Annotated in this window: 16 protein-coding genes and 1 tRNA gene; 12 read left to right on the top strand and 5 right to left on the bottom strand. The window is 62.3% G+C overall.

Annotated elements, in window-relative coordinates:
• Nucleotides 1-113: 113 nt before the first annotated feature.
• Genes pyrC through AC4P1R_RS00500 form a run of 3 tightly spaced genes read left to right on the top strand, consistent with a single transcriptional unit; the run spans nt 114 to nt 2872 of the window.
• Nucleotides 114-1151 (top strand): dihydroorotase, encoded by a 1038-nt coding sequence (gene pyrC, locus AC4P1R_RS00490; protein ID WP_151610775.1) that lies wholly within the window; start codon nt 114-116, stop codon nt 1149-1151.
• Between the two features lie 47 nt (nt 1152-1198).
• A complete protein-coding gene (locus AC4P1R_RS00495; protein WP_069459610.1) occupies nt 1199-1897 on the top strand; it encodes an orotate phosphoribosyltransferase in 699 nt (232 codons plus the stop codon).
• Between the two features lie 48 nt (nt 1898-1945).
• Nucleotides 1946-2872: a carbohydrate kinase family protein gene (locus AC4P1R_RS00500; RefSeq protein WP_492177280.1), complete on the top strand. Its 927-nt coding sequence runs from the start codon at nt 1946-1948 to the stop codon at nt 2870-2872.
• A gap of 60 nt (nt 2873-2932) precedes the next feature.
• Here AC4P1R_RS00500 and pgi read toward each other — a convergent pair whose 3' ends face one another.
• Nucleotides 2933-4558 carry a glucose-6-phosphate isomerase gene (gene pgi / locus AC4P1R_RS00505; RefSeq protein WP_069459608.1) on the bottom strand — a complete coding sequence of 542 codons (1626 nt, stop codon included), beginning with the start codon at nt 4556-4558 and terminating at the stop codon, nt 2933-2935.
• Nucleotides 4559-4696: 138 nt separating this feature from the next.
• On the bottom strand, nt 4697-6397 hold the full coding sequence (locus AC4P1R_RS00510) for a long-chain fatty acid--CoA ligase (protein WP_069459607.1): 1701 nt from the start codon (nt 6395-6397) through the stop codon (nt 4697-4699).
• Between the two features lie 436 nt (nt 6398-6833).
• Between AC4P1R_RS00510 and AC4P1R_RS00515 the strand changes: the two genes are divergently transcribed.
• The 4 genes from AC4P1R_RS00515 to AC4P1R_RS00530 all read left to right on the top strand — a co-directional run bounded on the left by AC4P1R_RS00515 (nt 6834) and on the right by AC4P1R_RS00530 (nt 10372).
• A complete protein-coding gene (locus AC4P1R_RS00515; RefSeq protein WP_069460001.1) occupies nt 6834-8012 on the top strand; it encodes an AI-2E family transporter in 1179 nt (392 codons plus the stop codon).
• Between the two features lie 143 nt (nt 8013-8155).
• Nucleotides 8156-8815: a CDP-alcohol phosphatidyltransferase family protein gene (locus tag AC4P1R_RS00520; protein WP_151610776.1), complete on the top strand. Its 660-nt coding sequence runs from the start codon at nt 8156-8158 to the stop codon at nt 8813-8815.
• Nucleotides 8812-9423, top strand: a complete 612-nt coding sequence (locus AC4P1R_RS00525; RefSeq protein ID WP_151610777.1) for a lysophospholipid acyltransferase family protein — start codon at nt 8812-8814, stop codon at nt 9421-9423. The genes AC4P1R_RS00520 and AC4P1R_RS00525 overlap by 4 nt, the downstream gene beginning before the upstream one ends.
• Nucleotides 9424-9430: 7 nt before the next feature.
• On the top strand, nt 9431-10372 hold the full coding sequence (locus AC4P1R_RS00530; protein WP_151610778.1) for a phosphatidate cytidylyltransferase: 942 nt from the start codon (nt 9431-9433) through the stop codon (nt 10370-10372).
• Nucleotides 10373-10448: 76 nt separating this feature from the next.
• Here AC4P1R_RS00530 and AC4P1R_RS00535 read toward each other — a convergent pair.
• Together AC4P1R_RS00535 and AC4P1R_RS00540 are read right to left on the bottom strand one after the other, a co-directional pair.
• Nucleotides 10449-10524, bottom strand: a tRNA-Thr gene (locus AC4P1R_RS00535).
• 77 nt (nt 10525-10601) lie between these two features.
• A complete protein-coding gene (locus AC4P1R_RS00540; protein WP_069459603.1) occupies nt 10602-11612 on the bottom strand; it encodes an NAD(P)H-dependent flavin oxidoreductase in 1011 nt (336 codons plus the stop codon).
• Between the two features lie 280 nt (nt 11613-11892).
• Here AC4P1R_RS00540 and AC4P1R_RS00545 point away from each other — a divergent pair, with 280 nt between their 5' ends.
• A complete protein-coding gene (locus AC4P1R_RS00545) occupies nt 11893-13047 on the top strand; it encodes a biotin transporter BioY (protein WP_492177282.1) in 1155 nt (384 codons plus the stop codon).
• 299 nt (nt 13048-13346) lie between these two features.
• On the opposite strand, the gene ppk2 is transcribed toward AC4P1R_RS00545, so the two are convergent.
• Nucleotides 13347-14249 carry a polyphosphate kinase 2 gene (gene ppk2, locus AC4P1R_RS00550; protein ID WP_069459601.1) on the bottom strand — a complete coding sequence of 301 codons (903 nt, stop codon included), beginning with the start codon at nt 14247-14249 and terminating at the stop codon, nt 13347-13349.
• A 145-nt stretch (nt 14250-14394) separates the two neighbouring features.
• Here ppk2 and phoR point away from each other — a divergent pair, with 145 nt between their 5' ends.
• From phoR to pstA, 4 genes are all read left to right on the top strand, one after another.
• Nucleotides 14395-15657, top strand: a complete 1263-nt coding sequence (gene phoR, locus AC4P1R_RS00555) for a phosphate regulon sensor histidine kinase PhoR (protein ID WP_151610780.1) — start codon at nt 14395-14397, stop codon at nt 15655-15657.
• A gap of 196 nt (nt 15658-15853) precedes the next feature.
• On the top strand, nt 15854-16894 hold the full coding sequence (locus tag AC4P1R_RS00560; RefSeq protein WP_151610781.1) for a substrate-binding domain-containing protein: 1041 nt from the start codon (nt 15854-15856) through the stop codon (nt 16892-16894).
• Nucleotides 16895-16964: 70 nt separating this feature from the next.
• On the top strand, nt 16965-18425 hold the full coding sequence (gene pstC / locus AC4P1R_RS00565) for a phosphate ABC transporter permease subunit PstC (protein ID WP_151610782.1): 1461 nt from the start codon (nt 16965-16967) through the stop codon (nt 18423-18425).
• Complete coding sequence (gene pstA / locus AC4P1R_RS00570) at nt 18422-19777, top strand: phosphate ABC transporter permease PstA (RefSeq protein ID WP_069459597.1); 1356 nt, start codon at nt 18422-18424, stop codon at nt 19775-19777. Before pstC ends, pstA begins: the two co-directional genes overlap by 4 nt.
• Nucleotides 19778-19791: the final 14 nt, after the last annotated feature.

The raw sequence follows: 19791 nt of genomic DNA on the forward strand, positions 1-19791 counted from the left end.
CAAAGACATGCAGCAATTCAAAGAGCCACAGCGACCTTTGCGCGTCTAATAAGACGCGCGGCGCTGTAGCGCCGCACGCGCCGAACGGGCGCGAGCATCGGGAGAACGCTGACATGCAAGAGCTCGTAATCAGACGCCCGGACGATTGGCATCTTCATCTTCGCGACGGAGGCATGCTGCGCGGTGTCATTGCCGACACGAGCCGCCATTTCGCGCGCGCCATCATCATGCCCAATCTGGTGCCGCCGGTGGTCACGTCCGCCGATGCGGCCGCCTATCGCGAGCGCATCCTCGCCGCCGTACCTGCAGGAGATCGCTTCCAGCCGCTGATGACACTTTACCTCACCGAGACCACCGATCCGAACGACGTGGAAGCGGGCTTCAAGAGCGGTCTCGTCAAGGCGGTGAAGCTCTATCCGGCTGGTGCGACGACCAATTCGTCGAGCGGCGTGCGGGACATCGAAAAGGCGATGCCGGTGCTGGAGCGCATGGCCGAGATCGGTGCACCGCTCTGCGTCCATGGCGAGGTGACGACGGCGGATGTCGATATCTTCGACCGCGAGGCCGTGTTCATCGAGAAGGTGCTCGATCCGCTTCGCCGCCGCCTGCCGGACCTGAGGATCACCATGGAACACGTGACGACGAAGGACGGCATCGACTATATCATGACGTCGAAGGCCAATCTCGCCGGCTCGATCACCACCCATCACCTGATCATCAACCGCAACGCCATTCTCGTCGGCGGCATCAAGCCGCACTACTACTGCCTGCCGGTCGCCAAGCGCGAAACGCACAGGCTGGCGCTGAGGGCGGCGGCGACTTCCGCCGACAAGCGCTTCTTCCTCGGCACGGATTCCGCTCCGCACGGCGATCCCATGAAGGAGTGCGCCTGTGGCTGTGCCGGCATCTACACCTCGATCAACACCTTGAGCTGTCTGGCGCATGTCTTCGAGGAAGAGGGCGCACTCGACCGGCTGGAGGCCTTCACGTCGCTGAACGGCCCCGCCTGGTACGGCCTGCCTGCCAACGAGGAGAAGATCACGCTGCGCAAGCAGGAGGAACGGCTTCGCTACCCCGCCAAGATCGAGACGGAAGCGGGTCCCATCACAGTCTTCGATCCGATGTTCCCGCTCCACTGGGCCGTCGTCTGATCGGTTTTTTAGGGGATGACATCCGGTCAGCCCCGGAAGGAGAGGTCATGTTTTCAAATGCGTTCACCGACAAGGCGGTGATGGCCGAACTGCTCGCGAAGATGCTCTGGGAAATCAGGGCCGTACACTTCCGCGCGGACGAGCCCTACAAGCTTGCCTCCGGCATGGCGAGCCCCGTCTATATCGACTGCCGCAAACTGATCTCCTATCCGCGCATCCGCTCGGCGGTCATGGATTTCGCCGCCGCGACGGTCCTCGGCGAGGCCGGCTTCGAGCAGTTCGACCTGGTTGCGGGCGGCGAAACCGCCGGCATTCCCTTTGCGGCGATGCTCGCCGAGCGTCTCGGGCTTCCGATGATCTACGTGCGCAAGGCGCCGAAGGGGCATGGCCGCAACGCCCAGATCGAGGGCCACATGCCGGAGGGCGCGCGCGTGCTCGTGATCGAGGACCTGACCACCGCGGGCGGTTCGATGTTCAAGTTCATCGATGCGATCCGGGCGGCCGGCGGTATCGTCGAGCATGGCGTTGCCCTCTTCTACTACGACATTTTCCCGGAAGCGCGTGCCAACATGAAGTCCAAGGGCGTCGACCTGCATTACATCGCCACCTGGCGCAACGTGCTTGCGGTCGCCCGTAAGCAGGTGCTCTTCGACGAGAAGACGCTGAACGAAGTCGAGGCCTTCCTCGATGCGCCGCTCGACTGGTCGGCCCGCAATGGCGGCGTCAGCGCGCTTGCGGCCAATTGAAAGCCGCGCCCGCTCAATCAATTTGAATACCCATAGGGAGGGACAGTCATGATCGTTTGCTGCGGAGAGGCCTTGATCGATATGCTGCCGCGCGAGACGCCGTCCGGGGAAAGCGCCTTTGCGCCCTATGCGGGCGGCGCGATTTTCAACACGGCCATCGCGCTCGGGCGCCTTGGCATTCCGACCGGCTTCTTCACCGGCCTTTCCGATGACATGTTCGGCGACATACTGCGCGAGACGCTGAAAGCTGCGAATGTCGACTTCAGCCCCTCTGCCACCCTGCCGCTGCACACGACCCTCGCCTTCGTTAGGCTTGTCGATGGTCATGCGAGCTATGCCTTCTTCGACGAGAACACCGCCGGACGGATGATCACCATCGATCATCTTCCGGCGCTCGGCGATACCTGCGAGGCGTTGCATTTCGGCGCGATCAGCCTCATCCCCGAACCCTGCGGCTCGACCTACGAAGCACTGATGCGGCGGGAGCACGAAAAGCGAGTGATCTCCTTCGACCCCAATATTCGCCCGGGCTTCATCACGGACCGGCAGGCCCATCTTGCTCGCATGAACCGCATGGCGGCGATGTCCGACATCGTCAAGTTCTCCGACGAGGATCTCGCCTGGTTCGGCATGGAGGGAAGCCACGACGCACTTGCGGCCGAATGGCTGGCGCGCGGCCCGAAGCTGGTGCTGATCACCAAGGGGGCGGAGGGCGCGGTCGGCTATACGCGCGATCATAAGGTCGAAGTCGCAGGAGAGCGGGTGAGCGTAGTCGACACGGTCGGTGCCGGCGACACTTTCGACGCCGGCGTGCTGGCCTCGCTGAAGCTCAACAATCGACTGACGAAGCAATCCGTGGCGAGCCTCGACGAGGCAGCCGTTCGCGCCGCCCTGACGCTCGGCGCCAAGGCGGCGGCCGTCACGGTGTCGCGCGCCGGCGCAAATCCGCCCTGGCGGCACGAAATCGGACTTTGATTGCCGAACAGGAGAGCCAGACGAGGCGCCGATACCATCGGCGCCTCGAATCGTTTCCGATCAGCGCGCCGCCTGCAGGATTGCGGCAACGAGACCCGCGGTTGAAGAATCGTGGCCTTCGGCGCTCTCTTTGCCTTCGACCACCGGCAGCAGGCCGGTCGCGAGTTCCTTGCCGAGTTCGACACCCCACTGGTCGAAGGAGTTGATGTTGAAGAGCGCACCCTCGACGAAGACGCGATGTTCATAAAGCGCGATCAGTCGGCCGAGCGCGAAAGGATCGAGCTGGTCGTAGACGAAGGTGAGCGACGGCCGGTTACCGGTGAAGACGCGGTGCGGCGCGATCCGGTTGGCCTTGGCCTCGTCCATGCCTTTGGCGGTAAGCTGTGCCTTTGCTTCGGCAAGCGTGCGGCCCTTCATCAGCGCCTCCGATTGCGCCAGGCAGTTGGCGATCAGGAGTTCGTGCTGGTGGCGCAGTGTCTTTTCGTGCCCGTTCGCGGCGATCATGAATTCGGCGGGAATGATGTCCGTTCCCTGGTGGATAAGCTGGTAGAAGGCATGCTGCCCGTTGGTGCCCGGCTCTCCCCAGACGACCGGTCCGGTCGCGAATTCGACCGGCGTGCTGTCGAGCGTGACGGCCTTGCCGTTCGATTCCATATCGAGTTGCTGCAGATAGGCGGGGAAGCGCGAAAGGCGCTGGTCGTAAGGCAGGATCGCCCGTGACGGATAGCCAAGCACGGTGCGATGATAGAAGCCGATGAGGCCAAGCAGCATCGGGATGTTCTCGCGAACCGGTGCGCCGCGGAAATGCTCGTCGATCGCATGGCCGCCGTCGAGGAATCGGCCGAAATCCTTCTTGCCGATCGCAATCATCAGCGGCAGGCCGATGGCCGACCAGATCGAATAGCGGCCGCCGACCCAGTCCCAGAAACCGAAGACGCGGGACGCATCGATGCCGAAGGCGGAGACCTTGTCGAGCGCCGTCGAAACGGCCGCGAAATGATTGCCGACGGCCGCTTCGCCGAGCTTGTCGGCAATGAAGGCGCGGGCGGTTGCCGCGTTGGTCATGGTTTCGATGGTCGTAAACGTCTTGGAAGCGACAATGAAGAGCGAGGTTTCGGGGTCGAGCAGCTTCAGCGTATCGGCAATATGGGCACCGTCGACATTGGACACGAAATGCAGCCGCGGGCCGTCATGGAAAGGGGCAAGAGCCAGCGTCGCCATTACAGGACCGAGGTCTGAGCCACCGATGCCGATATTGACGACGTCGGTGATCTCCCTGCCCGTGGCGCCCTTCAGGCTGCCGGATCGCACGTCCTCGGCAAAGCCGCCCATTGCTTCTAGCACGGCATTGACGTCGGGCATGACATCCTTGCCGCCGACGAGGACCGGTCGGTTTCCTCGGTTTCTGAGCGCCGTGTGCAGCACGGCGCGTTCCTCGGTGATATTGATGATATCGCCGCGGAACATGGCGTCGCGCTTTTCCTCGACCCCGGCTGCCTTCGCCAGCGCTTCGAGCCCTTCCAGGACCCGGTCGTTCACCGCACATTTCGAATAGTCGAAGAGGAGATCGTCTAGCCTCGTGCTGAAGCGGGAAAAGCGGTTCGGATCGGCCGCGAAGGCGGCGCGGATATCGGTTGCATCGGTCTCGCGTGCACTGGCTTTCAGGCTTTCGACAAGCGCTTTCATCGCAGGGCTCCTTGCATCGGAATTGGCTGCGATAGCTAGTCGGTTTAACCGCGGCAAATCAAGGGCGAGTGTGCGCTGCAGCGAAAAAAGGTCGCCTGCCGACGGCCTTCAACGCGATCGGTGCTCCGTTGGTTCTGGCTAACCGCGCAGGTCCTTGCGCAGGATCTTGCCGACATTCGATTTCGGCAGTTCGGGGCGGAACTCGACGAATTTCGGGCGCTTGTAATTGGTGAGGTTGTCGGAGCAGTGGCGCTTGACGTCCTCTTCCGTGAGGTCCTGGTCCTTACGCACGACGAAGAGCTTGACGGCTTCGCCCGAATGCGGGTCGGCAACGCCGATGGCGGCGCATTCCAGAACGCCCGGATGAGTGGCCACGACCTCCTCGATCTCGTTGGGAAAGACGTTGAAGCCGGAAACGAGAATCATGTCCTTCTTGCGGTCGACGATCTTCACGAGCCCGGCGGCATTCATGAAACCGACATCGCCGGTGCGAAAGAAGCCGTCCGGCGAGATCGCCCTTGCCGTTTCGTCGGGGCGCTGCCAGTAGCCGGCCATCACCTGGGGACCGCGGATGCAGATTTCGCCGATCTCGCCGACCGGCAATGCCTGACCGTCGTCGCCGCGAATTTCCACTTCGGTGGAGGGAAGCGGCATTCCGATGGTGCCGGTAAACTCGTCCGTATCGAGCCGGTTGGCGGTGGCAACCGGTGAGGTTTCCGACAGCCCGTAGCCCTCATGGATCGGGCAGCCGGTCATCTGAAGCCAGCGTTCCGCTACGGGCCTCTGCACCGCCATGCCGCCGCCGAAGGTCAGGATGAGCGAGGAGAAGTCGAGCTTCTGGAACTCGGGATTGTTCATCAGCGCATTGAACAGCGTATTGAGACCTGGGAAGATGTTCGTCCGGTATTTGCCAAGTTCCTTGACGAAGGCCGGAATGTCGCGCGGATTGGGGATCAGGATGTTGTTGCCGCCGAGCGCCAATCCCATCAGCGAATTCACCGTCAGCGCGAAGATGTGATAGAGCGGCAGCGCGCACATGAAAGTCAGGCTTTCCGGTCGCGGCTTGCGCAGGAAGGCCGTGTTCAGCCAGATGTCCATCTGCGCCATGTTGGCGAGAAGATTGGCATGGGTGAGAGTGGCGCCCTTGGAAATGCCGGTCGTGCCGCCGGTATATTGCAGGAATGCGACGTCCCCGGACGTGACATTGGGGTTCCTGAGCGTGAGTGTCGCGCCTTTGGCAAGGACCGTCCTGAAGGAGAGATGCCCAGGAATCGACCAGGCGGGCACGAGCTTCTTCACCCGGCGCACGACAAGGTTGACCAGCAGGCCCTTCATGCCGAGCATATCCCCCATGCTGGCGACGACCACATGCTTGACCGCGGTGCGGGCGACCACCTGCTCGACCGTGTGAGCGAAGTTTTCCAGAACGAAAATCGCCTTGGCGCCGGCATCGACAAGCTGATGCTCGAGCTCGCGGGGCGTATAGAGCGGATTGACGTTCACCACCGTGTAGCCGGCCCGCAGGATACCGTAGACGATCACCGGATTCTGCAGAATGTTCGGCAGCATGACCGCGACCCTATCGCCCTTTGCGAGACCCAGCGACTGAAGCCAGGCACCGATCCTGCCGGAATGGGCGTTCAGATCGGCGAAGGTCAGGGATTTGCCCATGCAGGTGAAGGCAGGGCGCCAGGAATATTGCGCAACGGCGTGATCGAAGAATGCGCCGATGGACTGATAGTTAAGTGGCCCGATATGGCCGGGCACGCCCGGCGGATAGGAATTGAGCCAGATCTTTTCCCCGCTGGACCCTGCCTGCTGCATGCTAGCTTCCGCCATGCCCTCTCTCCCTCTGGTCGCCAACGAACGGCTGTGCTCACGGCGGAGAAAAACCCTCCAGATCTTCCTCTCCGACGAAGATGCTGCTTTTGCTGCGCATCTTCAAGCAGTATTCCCGCTTATATGACCTTGACGTAAACGTCAATAAACACAAATAGCGAAGGGACGTCATCCCGCCTAAATCTGCCTGTCATGTGCTTCCGCTACAGGAGGCGGAACGCGACGGAGCGCCGACAGTGAAGTGATCACGATGAAAGCGAATTGAATCGGCCTTCGATCAGCACGATGTATTGCAGGCATTCCTTAACCGAAACCGAGAAGCATACGACGTCTTGCCGGATGGCCGGCAGCGGAAGCGAATGAACGCCGCCGGTGGGAGATGGGCTGGCAAGGCCATGGGTTTGCTGTAATGTTGCTAAAAGACGGAGGAATGCAGGTGCAGTTGGGCAATCGCGAGCGAGACAATCCCCCGGCGGAGCCACGGCTCTTCGGGCAGCCGGCCCATTCACGCTCCGCCCTGGTCCTGCCAATCTCGGCGGCGCGCTGGCTGCTCGTGCTGGTGCTGCTCGCCGGCGTTTATTTCTTCCACGGCTTCGTGGTGCCGGTGCTTGCTGCCGTCGTCATCGGCTTTGCCAGCTGGCCGATCTACCGCCATCTGCTGCAGGCGGTAAACGGCAACCGCACGCTCGCCGCGACCATCGCCATCGTCCTGGTGGTCGCCTTCATCGTCGTGCCGATTTCGATCGCTGCGATCTATGCGGTGCAGGAGGTTCGCGACTGGCTCGTCTGGGCGGTGGCGACCAATGCGAACGGGGCACCGGTACCCGATTGGCTGGCAACCATACCCATGGCGGGCGACTGGCTCGGTGCGCAATGGGTGAAATATGTCGGCCATCCGGGGGCGCTCGGCGAGCTGGTGCAGCTCGTCAGCGGCTCGAATATCGGCAACATCTATCGCGGCGTGCTCGTCATCGGCGCCTCCGCCTTTCATGCCTTCCTGACACTGCTCTTCATGCTGATCACGCTGTTCTTCGTCTATCGTGACGGACAATCGTTTTCGCGGCAGCTCGACCGTCTCGGCGAACAGATCTTTCCGATGCGCTGGGAACGACTGTCTCGTGTGGTGCCACTCACCATCAGCTCCACCGTGACCGGCATGGGCATCATCGCGATCGGCGAAGGCATTGTTCTCGGCGTCGCCTATTGGCTGGCCGGCATGCCTTCGCCGGTGACGCTCGGCATCATTACCGGCATCATGGCCCTCGTCCCGGGCGGTGCGCCGCTGTGCTTCACGCTGGTGTCGGCCTATCTGATCGCCAGCGGATCACCCATCCACGGTGTCGCCCTGTTCGTGTGGGGCACGACGGAGCTCTTCATCGTCGACAAGACGCTGCGTCCGAGACTTGTCGGCGGCCCGATCAAGCTGCCCTTCCTGCCGACGTTCTTCGGCCTCGTCGGCGGCGTCAAGACCATGGGCTTCCTCGGCCTTTTCGTCGGCCCCGTCCTCATGGCACTGCTTGTCGCCATCTGGCGTGAGTGGATGCGCGAAGTGACGGCCGACGCGTCTAACCAGGCGGAGGAACCGGTAAAGCGGCTGGATCTCTCCGCCAAGTAAAGTCGGTGTGAGAGGTCGCCGACAGCGCCGTGCGTCTGGAACGCAGGTGTTGCAATGCCCCGCGGGCCCATATGGTCTTTTTCGCCAAGTTGTTTTAAGACTTGCTGCAATCGTAAAATTTGCACATTCGGTCTTGCGCGAAGATGAATGAGGTTTCCGAGGCGGGCGAAAAGCCGAGTGCCGATCGCCGCCCGATTGCGGCGCGCCAGAGCGGTTTCGCGCGATGGCTGACGGCCCTCCTTCTCAAGACACCCATCACGCCGAACCAGATTTCGGTCCTCAGCATCGCCTTTGCGGCAATCGGGGCTGCTGCCATCCTCTTTGCGCCGCGTTGGCCGCTGCTTTATCTGATCGCCGTCCTCTGCACGCAGTTGCGTCTTCTCTGCAATTTGCTCGACGGGATGGTGGCCGTCGAGGGCGGGCGCGGTTCCGCCGTCGGCGCGCTCTATAACGAGTTTCCGGACCGAGTCGCCGACAGCGTGCTCATCGTTGCGCTCGGCTATGCTGCAGAAGCGGGTTGGCTCGGCTGGGCGGGTGCGCTCGCGGCGGCGCTCACAGCCTATGTGCGCGTCTTCGGGGGCTCGCTCGGCCAGGCGCAGGATTTCCGCGGGCCCATGGCGAAACAGCACCGTATGGCGCTCATAAGTCTTGCCTGCGTGCTGGCGCTATTTGAAGCGGCATTGACGACCGAGCGCCTCGTGCTCTACGGCGCCGCCTGGATCATCCTCGTGGGGTCGTTTCTCACCTGCCTGACCCGCACTAGAGCCATCGTCTCGCGCATCCCTGGAGCAACCAGCCCGTGATCGAGACCCTGCTGATCGCCCTCACACGCTTTCTCGTCGGCGGTCAGGCGCGATGGACGGGCGCTGGGCCGGAACCGCGCCAGCGCATCTATTTCGCCAATCACGCCAGCCACCTGGATACGCTGCTCATCTGGTCGGCGCTGCCGCGACCGTTGCGTGCGTCCACGCATCCGATCGCCGCCGCTGACTATTGGGGCAGCGGCAACATCCGGCGCCACATTGCGCTTAAGGTGCTGAATGCCGTACTTGTGGAACGCTCCGCCAAGGGACCGCCGGGGGCGGCGTTGGCGCCTTTGCGCGGTGTCCTGTCGGAGGGAGGCTCTCTCATTCTCTTTCCCGAGGGCACCCGCGGCAGCGAGCGCCTTCCGGGCCCCTTCAAAAGCGGTCTCTATTGGCTGGCGCAGGATTTCCCGGATGCCGAGCTGATCCCGACCTATCTCGACAATCCCTCGCGCGCCTTTCCCAAGGGAGCTTTCTTGCCCGTTCCGATCAGTTGCACGGTTCGTTTCGGCGCGCCGCTCGCCCGCCGCCAGGGCGAAGAGAAGGATGAATTTCTAGAGCGCGCCCGGCAGGCCGTGAGCGCACTTGCGTCGGACGCGATCGCGTGAGGCCGCCATGTCTTTGATGGACAAGCTTTTCATCCTCTTCGGCGGTATTTGCGGGCTACTCGCCATAGCCTCGATGATCGGCTTGGCGCTGTCGCGCAGCACCACGTCCGAAACCGGCCGGGCGACCGTCGACAATCTCAATGCCCGCATCGGGGCTTGGTGGGTGATGGTCGCGATCTTCGCCGTGAGCTTCGGCCTCGGCCGGGGAGCGACCGTGCTTCTCTTCGCGCTTACGTCATTCTATACGCTGCGGGAGTTCGTATCGCTGACGCCGACGCGTGCGGCCGATCATCTGCCCCTGGTCGGCGCCTTCTACCTGCTGCTGCCGCTTCAGTACTGGCTGGTCTGGATCGACTGGTATGCGCTGTTCACGATCCTGATCCCGGTCTACGGTTTCCTGCTCCTTCCGAGCCTTGCGGCGTTGCGGGGCGATACCGGGCAATTTCTGCTGCGCGTCTCGCGCATTCAATGGGGGCTCATGCTGACGGTCTTTTGCATCAGCCACGCGCCCGCCCTGATCACGCTCGATATTGCCGGCTACGAGGGCCAGGAGTTCCTGTTGCTCTTCTTCCTGATCACCGTCGCGCAGTTCAGCGACGTGATGCAATATGTCTTCGGCAAGCTGATGGGGTGGACAAAAGTTGCGCCCGCGGTGAGCCCGTCAAAAACCGTAGAGGGCCTCGTCGGCGGCGGGCTCTCTGCCGTACTGGCGGGAGCCGGACTCTGGTGGATCACGCCTTTCACGCCGCTCGAGGCAGCGGCCATGGCGCTGGCGATTGTCGCCATGGGTTTCCTCGGCGGGCTGGCGCTCTCCGCCGTCAAACGCTCCATGGGTGTGAAGGATTGGGGCACGATGATCAGCGGTCATGGCGGGGTACTGGATCGCATGGATTCGCTGAGTTTCGCCGCACCCGTCTTCTTCCACCTGACGCGGTATTTCTATACATGACTCACTCGCTGGAGCAGCCAGTCCTGTGAGCCGTAACCTTGCGTCACGACCTATACGGCGATGTGCTTGAAAAGAATGGTGCCGCTTACGTGACTCGAACACGTGACCCCATCATTACGAATGATGTGCTCTACCGACTGAGCTAAAGCGGCCCTTGAGGCGGTTCCGCAGATGGCCGCGGAACGGATGTGAGGCGCTGATAAACGCAAAGCGGCAAGAATTCAAGCCATCAGTTTCGAGAACCTGAAAATTCCTTGGAGGCGCGCCGCTCCCCTTGGGGCGAAAGCCCGAGGCGGGCGCGGGCGGCGTCGTATTCGCGCTTCAGCCGATCGACCATTTGGGCGACTGGACCGATCTCACGGACCGCTCCGATTCCCTGGCCGCAGCCCCAGATATCCTTCCACGCCTTGGCGCCGTCGGCGGCATTGCCGAAGTCCATCTTGGACGGGTCTGCCTCCGGCAGGTTGTCCGGGTCCATGCCCGCGGCGCGGATCGAGGCCTTGAGATAATTGCCGTGGATGCCGGTAAAATAGTTGGAATAGACGATGTCGGCGGCGGCGCTGTCGACGATCATCTGCTTGTAGGCGTCGCTGGCTCGGGCCTCTTCGGTGGCGATGAAGGGCGAGCCGATATAGGCCATGTCGGCGCCCATCGCCTCGGCAGCGAGGATTGCGCCGCCGGTGGCTATCGCGCCGGAGAGGAGCAGGGGCCCGTCGAACCAGGCGCGGATTTCCTGTACGAGTGCGAAGGGCGAGAGCGTGCCGGCATGGCCGCCGGCGCCGGCGGCGACCGCGATCAGTCCGTCGGCGCCCTTGCGGATCGCGGAGTTCGCATGGCGGTTGTTGATGACGTCATGCAGCACGATCCCGCCATAGGAATGGATCGCATCGTTCACCTCCGGCACCGCGCCGAGCGAGGAGATGACGACAGGCACCTTGTATTTGACGCAAAGCATCAGGTCGTGCTCGAGGCGGGCGTTCGACTTGTGGACGATCTGGTTCACGGCGAAAGGGGCGGCCGGACGGTCCGGGTTCTTGGCATCGTGCTCGGCGAGCGATTCGGTGATCTCGGCCAGCCAATCTTCGAGCTGCGCCTGCGGGCGCGCGTTCAGGGCCGGGAAGGCGCCGATGACGCCCGCCTTGCATTGGGCAATCGTCAGCTTCGGATGCGAGACGATGAAGAGCGGTGCTGCGACAACGGGCAGTCTCGTCGTTCCGGAAAGGATTGGCGGCAACGGCATCAGGCACCTCTATAAATTGACGTTCGCGTAAACGTCAAAACAGATAGCAGCAAGCGGCGTGCTTTGCTAGGCCCGAGCTCGACGGCAATCGTCTCCCCGAGCGTTATCGGTAGAAGGGAATATCCGCACGTGTCAGCTTTTTCCCGTGCGAGGCAGAGGAAGACGCAGCTGGACTTGCAGTTTGCGAAAGCAGCGGTTACCCAATCCTTAATGAAACCAATGGCGCCGGGAAAGAGACCGGTGATCGTTGGCCCGAGGTCGATGCGCAGAAGGAGCTGACGTGAGCGGACTTGAGACTGCCATCAGGAATGCGCTGGAGCGTTCGGACCGGAGCAATGCGGAGACCCGCGCGCGCATCTATCAGTCGGCACGCCAGGCGCTGGAAAACGGCCTGCAGAAGCAGCAGATCGAGGATCCGGAGATCATCGCCAAACAGCGCCATCGGCTTGAAGCGATCATCCATGCAATCGAGACGGAGGAGCGTGCCGCCCTGAAGGCGCGCACGACGGCACCGCCCGTCGTCAGTTTTGGAGAAGGACGGCCGGGACAGGTGAAGGCAGGCGGCGGTGCCGCCGGCGTCGAGCCGCCGACGCGTCGCGAGCCGGCGTTCGAGGGTGCCCGGCCGGCTGCGCAGGCCGATGCGGGGCTGCAGGCGCTGCGAGCGGACCGGGACGGGCCCATGGTTTCCACGCGCCCGGCCGCCGAGGAGACGAGGCAGGCCGCCGGTGCCCACTCCACTCCCGCGGCGTCCGACCTCGGCGTCACGGACAAGCGTCCGCGCAAGCGCCGGCGCGGACGCTTGCTATCCTTTCTCATGGTTTTCACGACGCTCGCCGCCGCGGCAGGTGCCGCTGTCTGGTGGGTTCAGACAAACGACCTTCTGAGGCCGCCCGCCGATACCAATGTCGCCAACCCGCCTCCGAGCGTCGAGACGGAGGACTTCAGCGGTGCGGCCCTGCCGACGCTTGGCGAGCAGGAGGGTTTCTCTTCCGATTGGATCGAGATATTCACGGCTGCAGAAGCCGCAGCAGTCAGGCCGGCTGCGCGCGCCAGGGCCGAACCAGTGGACGACGGCGGCGGCGCCCGCGTCCGCCTCACTTCGATGACCGTGACGGAAGACGGCGATGTGGCCATCGAAATTCCGGCGGATGTTTTGTCCGAACTCTCGGGCAAATCGTCTACTCTGGCCCTGAGCGTCAAGGCGTTGCCCGGCAAGGCGACGGAATTCGCCGTCGAGTGCGATTTCTCCACTCTGGGCGCCTGTGGCCGCCATCGGTTCACCGTTCACGACGAAAGGCTGGACATGCTGTTCAAGGTGTCCTTCGACCGGAGCCTCGCGCCGAACAGCCCCGGAAGGCTGCTGATTAACAGCGACGTCAGCGGCGGCGGCAACAGCCTCGAGGTCTACGCGATCCGCGTGCTGCCCGGACAGTGACAGGTGACCGCAGTCTCGCTGATCGAGTTCGAACCAAGCGCTGCGCGTCTGATCGGAGCATTCTGCAGTCAGGTGGAATCACCTGACGTCGCACAAATGCGGCAAAAACAAGCGGGTAGAGCGGCAGCGCGAACGTATGTGAGCGCGCGCCGCTCTAGCGCATCGGCCCGAAAATCGTACCCGATTTTCGGAAAGCTCGATGCTCAGATTCAAAGAGTTACAGCGACCTTTGCGCGTCCGAAACGACGTGCGGCGCTGTAAAGCCGCGCGCGGCCGCGGCCCCTGCGCCGTGCCGTGTATCACTTCAGGAAGCCCGGGCCGAAACCGAGGACCTTGTCGTCCACATCGCCTATCGCGGCCTTGTCCTTGCCGTCGTAATCGAGCGCCGAGAGCATGTGGCGGATCAGGTTGATCCGCGCACGGCGCTTGTCGTTGCCGCGGATCACGGTCCAGGGCGCGTGGCCCGTATGGGTATCCTTCAGCATCCGGTCGCGCTTCTCCGTGTAGTCGTCCCATTTTTGCAGGGCGGCGATGTCCATCGGTGACAGCTTCCAGATCTTCAGCGGATCGTGCCGGCGATCGTGGAAACGCTTCAATTGCATCTCGCGGCCGATATTGAGCCAGAACTTGAAGAGATGGATGCCGTCCTCGGTGATCATCTTCTCGAAACGCGGGACCTGCTTCAGGAAATGCTCGTACTGCTCCGACGTGCAGAAACCCATGACCGGCTCCACGCCGGCACGGTTGTACCAGGAGCGGTCGAAGAGAACCATTTCGCCCGCCGTCGGGAGCGTCGCGACGTAGCGCTGGAAGTACCACTGCCCACGCTCGGTCTCCGTGGGCTTCGTCAACGCGACGATTCGCGCCGAGCGCGGGTTCATATAGGCCATCGTGGCGTGAATGGCGCCGCCCTTGCCGGCGGCGTCACGTCCCTCGAATACGGCCATCACGCGCTTGCCGGTCGCCTGCAGCCAGAACTGCACCTTGACGAGCTCGATTTGCAGCTTCTTCAGCGTCTCCTCGTATTCCTCCTCCTCGAGCTTCTTCCGATAGGGATAGTCGTCCGAGGCGAAGGCTTCATCGTCGATCCATTTCGGCAGTTCCGGATCGTCGATGTCGAAAATCCGGGTCTTGCCGCCGATCTGGAGCTCGACCGACCGGCTTCCCGGCTCGGCCGCGTTCGTTGCCTGTTCAAGTGACATTTGACGGTCTCCCGCTGCCATCGGATTTCGCCGAGGAGGCCACAATCACGTTGCGGATTCAAGCATGACGTGAAAATCATGTCATGAAACGCCGCTATCTCTCTGCCTTTACCGGCGAATCGTCGCAGTTCTGGGAGGCGGCAAAGTGAGCGATGAGGGAATCGTGTTGGATAGCGCGAAGGAGCTCTGGCGGACCCTGCTGCCGAAGCTGAAGGCGGAACGCCCAATTCTCGGCCTTTCAGTGGTGCTGGCCCTGCTTGCGGCGCTTGCTGGCGTCCATGTCCTGGTCATTCTGCCGTTCTGGATTGTGTTCGTGGCGGTCATTCTCAACCGAAGCGAGCCGACGGAGCAGCCGTCGGCTCCTGCCGTGGCGGCTGCCGCCGAGGGCGGGAGCGATCCGCTGGTTCCGGTGTTGAACGCGCTCGATATGCCGGTGCTCGTCATCGCGGCGGACGAAACCGTCCTCTTCCAGAACAATGCCGCCGAGAAGACCTTTGGCAGGATCCCTCCCGATAGCTATCTTGCCGCCCGCGTGCGCTCCCCCGACATCCTAGACATGGTGCGCGAGACCATCGCCACGGGCCAGGTCAATCAGATCGAGCATGCGGAGCGGCTGCCCTCGGACGCCGTTTATGTCGTGCGGGTAGCGCCCGCCGATATCGGCGGTGGCGATTTCGGCCGGCGCGTTTTCCTGCTCACTTACCGCGATATCTCCCAGGCCCGGCGCATCGATCGGATGCGGTCGGACTTCGTTGCAAATGCCAGCCACGAGCTGCGAACGCCGCTCGCATCCCTGCGCGGCTTCATCGAAACGCTGCAGGGGCCGGCCCGCAACGACCTGAAGGCACAGGAGAAATTTTTCGGTATCATGCATGAGCAGGTCACGCGAATGAGCCGCCTCGTCGACGATCTCCTGTCCCTGTCGCGGCTCGAACTGAGGTCGCATATTGCACCGGACGAACCCGTCGACCTCGTTCCACTGCTCGGCCATGTCCGTGACGGCTTGGCGCCACTGGCCCGCGATCTCGATGTGACGATTTCGCTCGAGGCGCCCGAGACCCCGGTCGTCGTCAAGGGCGATCGCGACGAACTGATCGAGGTCTTCGAAAACCTGATCGAGAACGCCTGCAAGTACGGGCAGGAGGGCCAGAAGGTCGACGTGCGCCTGACCGGGGGCGGGGATGGGCAGGCGGAGGTGGTGGTCACGGACTACGGACCGGGCATCCCAGCCGAGCATGTGCCGCGCATTACCGAGCGCTTTTATCGGGTTAACGTGGAGGCGAGTCGTTCGAAGAAAGGGACCGGGCTTGGCCTGGCGATCGTCAAACACATTCTTACCCGTCATCGAGCCCGCCTGCTCATTCATTCCGAGATTGGCAAAGGCACGGTCTTTACGGTCCGCTTCTGACACAAAAATCCGGCGGGAAGCGGAGATATCTATAATTGCAAAGTATTTTCAATAACTTGGCCTGTCACAAATGTTTCACGAAATTGACATAAAAGATGTGGCCATCGGCAGCTAACTAGGGGCCGCCGACGACACGGCGAGAAGAGCGCTGGGAACTGAAGGCGCACCAACACGAGCCCACTCCGGGAGAACATCTATGAAAACTCTTAAATTCACTGTGGCGGCGCTGGCTGCCTCCGCCGTCTTCGCGGGCGTAGCAGCGGCTCGCGACCAGATCCAGATCGCTGGCTCCTCCACCGTTCTTCCCTACGCTTCCATCGTGGCCGAAGCCTTCGGCGAAAACACCGACTTCCCGACCCCGGTCGTCGAGTCCGGTGGTTCGGGCGCGGGCCGCAAGAAGCTCTGTGAAGGCGTGGGCGAAAACACCATCGACATCGCGAATTCCTCCTCGCGCATCAAGCAGTCGGACATCGACAACTGCGCTGCTAACGGCGTGAAGGAAATCCAGGAAGTCCGCATCGGCTACGACGGCATCGTCTTTGCCTCGGACATCAATGGTCCGGAATATGCCTTCACCCCGGCCGATTGGCACTCCGCTCTGGCCGCCAAGGTCGTGAAGGACGGTCAGCTCGTCGACAACCCGTACAAGGCCTGGAACGAAATCCGCGCCGAGCTGCCGGCTCAGCCGATCCTCGCGTTCATCCCGGGCACGAAGCACGGCACCCGCGAAGTCTTCGACGAGAAGGTCATCGTCGCAGGTTGCGAGGAGAACGGCACGCTCGAAGCGCTGAAGGCGGCCAACAGCGGCGACGAGAAGGCAGCTGAAAAGGGCTGCATGGCTCTGCGCACCGATGGCGTTTCGGTCGACATCGACGGCGACTACACCGAGACGCTCGCTCGCGTCGACGCCAACAAGAACGGCATCGGCGTTTTCGGTTTGTCCTTCTACCAGAACAACACCGACAAGCTGCGTGTCGCCACCATGGGCGGCGTGACGCCGTCCGTAGAGACGATCGCTTCCGGCGAGTATCCGGTTTCCCGTCCGCTGTACTTCTACGTGAAGAACGCTCACCTGGACGTCATCCCGGGCCTGCAGGAATATGTCGAGTTCTTCGTATCGGACGAAATGGCTGGTCCGGAGGGCCCGCTGTCTGCCTACGGCCTGGTCTCCGATCCGGAACTTGCCAAGACGCAGGAAGCAGTCAAGGCGCGCACGCCGATGGGCCCGCTGAACTAAAACTTGAAAATGCCTGGCGGCGCAATGATTGCGTCGCCAGTCTTCAACCTTGTCAAAGGATGCGGGCAGGATGAGTGTGAGCATCATTATCCTTGTCGTGCTGGCGCTTTCAGCACTCGGCTATTTCCTCGGCAGGCGGCGCGCCCTGTCTCTTGCGGCCGAGAGCGGCAGAAAACTTCACTCCCTTCCCGGCTATTACGGTCAGACCGTCGCCCTGTTCGTCGCGGTTCCGGCCTTTCTGCTCATGATCGCCTGGCTGTTCGTCCAGCCAATGGTTATCGACGCACGCGTCGACGGCATGATCCCGGACAGTGTCATCCCCGAAGGTGGCGCGCGAAGCCTGGTCATTTCGGACGTGCGCCGCATCGCCGGCGGTCTTGATGCGGTGCTGGCCAGGAACTCTCTGGATGAAGGCGCGCTCACCGATGGCAGAGTCGACTTCTCCACCGTCCGCGGCCGCCTCGCCGAAGTCGGCATTGCGCTCGGGAACGACGTGCCGACCGAAGTCTTCGAAGCTGCAAAAGCTTATCGCCAAGGCGCCAAGATCGGCACGTTGGCCATGACTCTCGCTGTCCTCGTCCTCTCCGTCGGGCTTGGAGCTTGGTCCTTCACGCGCATCCGCCCCGACATGCGCGCCCGCAATATCAGCGAGGCATTTATCAAATCCCTGTTGATCGGATCCTCGACGATCGCCATCCTGACCACCGTAGGCATCGTCGCGTCGCTGGTCTTCGAGAGCATCAACTTCTTCCGGATGTATCCGGCATCCGAGTTCTTCTTCTCCACCGTTTGGAACCCGCAGTTTCGCGGCGGTTCGGAGCTTGGCATCCTGCCGCTGCTCTGGGGCACGCTCTACGTATCGTTTGTGGCCCTCCTCGTGGCCGTCCCGATCGGTCTTTTGATTGCAATCTACCTTTCCGAATATGCGAGCAAGTCGCTGCGGAGCGTTGCCAAGCCGGCGATCGAGGTTCTCGCCGGCATTCCGACGATCGTCTATGGTCTCTTCGCCCTGATCACCGTCGGTCCTTTCCTGCGCGACTGGTTTGCCCAGCCGCTTGGCCTCGGCAACTCGTCCTCTTCGGTGCTGACTGCCGGTCTCGTGATGGGCATCATGATCATCCCATTCGTCAGTTCGCTTTCCGACGACATCATGAACGCGGTGCCGCAATCGCTGCGCGACGGGTCCTATGGCCTTGGCGCGACGCAATCCGAGACGATCAAGAAGGTGATCCTGCCGGCAGCCCTGCCGGGCATTGTCGGCGCCATCCTGCTGGCGGCAAGCCGCGCGATCGGCGAGACGATGATCGTGGTCCTTGGCGCGGGCGCGGCCGCGAAACTTGATCTCAATCCCTTCGAGGCGATGACGACCGTGACGGTCAAGATTGTCAGCCAGCTGACCGGCGACACCGAATTCGCAAGTCCCGAGACGCTGGTCGCTTTCGCCCTCGGTCTCACCCTCTTTGTCTTCACGCTCGGGCTGAACGTGCTGGCCCTCTACATCGTTCGCAAATACCGGGAGCAGTACGAATGATCGACATATCCGTGCCAGCCGATCGCGAAACAGTCTCGCCGTCGAAATCTATCCTGACCGTAGATGCGCGGACCCGCCAACGCCATGCGGCGGAAGCCCGGTTTCGCCTGATGGGCAAGATCGCTGTGGCCATCAGTGTGCTCGCCCTGGTCGGCCTTTTGACGTCCATTCTCTCCAACGGGCTGTCATCCTTCCGGCAGACCTACATAACACTGAACGTCTACCTCGATCCGGCCAAGCTGGACAAGCAGGGCAATCGCGCTCCCGAGGCTATCGCAAAGGTCACCACTTTTTCTTACGCGCCCCTGATACAGAAGGCGCTGACCGATGCCATGGCTGCAAAGGGCATTGCCATCGAGGGATTGAACGCCAAAAGCGCGTTCGAGCTGATTTCCAAGGAAGCCCCGGCCCACCTGCGCCGTTACGTGATTTCCGATCCGTCGGTCATCGGCGAAACGGTTTCCTTCGACCTCCTCGCCTCTGGTCGTATCGACGGGTACTACAAGGACCGCGTGACGATGGAGAGCGCTGAGCTCGACCGCAACATCTCCCCGGAGCAACTGATGCTTGCGGACGCGTTGAGGCAAGCCGGGATTCTGACGACAAAATTCAACTGGGATTTCTTCACGGCACCTGACTCGTCCGACACCCGTCCGGAAGCGTCCGGTCTGGGCGTCGCCATTCTCGGCTCGGCTTACATGATGCTGATCGTGCTGGTATTGTCGCTGCCACTCGGCGTGGCCGCTTCGATTTATCTCGAGGAATTTGCACCGCAGAACCGCTTTACCGACCTCATCGAGGTCAATATCGCGAACCTCGCAGCCGTCCCCTCGATCGTATTCGGTATCCTGGGTCTGGCCGTGTTCATCAACTTTGTGGGGCTGCCTCAATCGGCTCCGATCGTTGGCGGGCTCGTCTTGACCCTGATGACCCTGCCGACGATCATCATCGCCACCCGCGCCGCGCTGAAGGCCGTGCCGCCCTCGATCCGCGACGCGGCACTCGGCGTCGGCGCATCGAAGATGCAGTCGATATTCCACCACGTGCTGCCGCTCGCCATGCCGGGAATCCTGACCGGTACCATTATCGGTCTCGCCCAGGCCCTCGGCGAAACGGCACCGCTGCTGCTGATCGGCATGGTCGCCTTCGTTCGCGAATATCCCGCTGGACCGCCGGAAGGCTTTTTTGACCCGGCTTCCGCCTTGCCGGTTCAGGTTTATAACTGGACACAGCGCGGTGACCCCGCCTTCGTGGAGCGTGCTTCGGGTGCAATCATCGTGCTGCTGGTATTCCTGGTCGCAATGAATTTGATTGCAATCATTCTTCGCCGCCGCTTCGAGCGCCGTTGGTAGAAAAGGAGCGCAAT

This window comes from Sinorhizobium sp. Y406 (genome assembly GCF_058732025.1).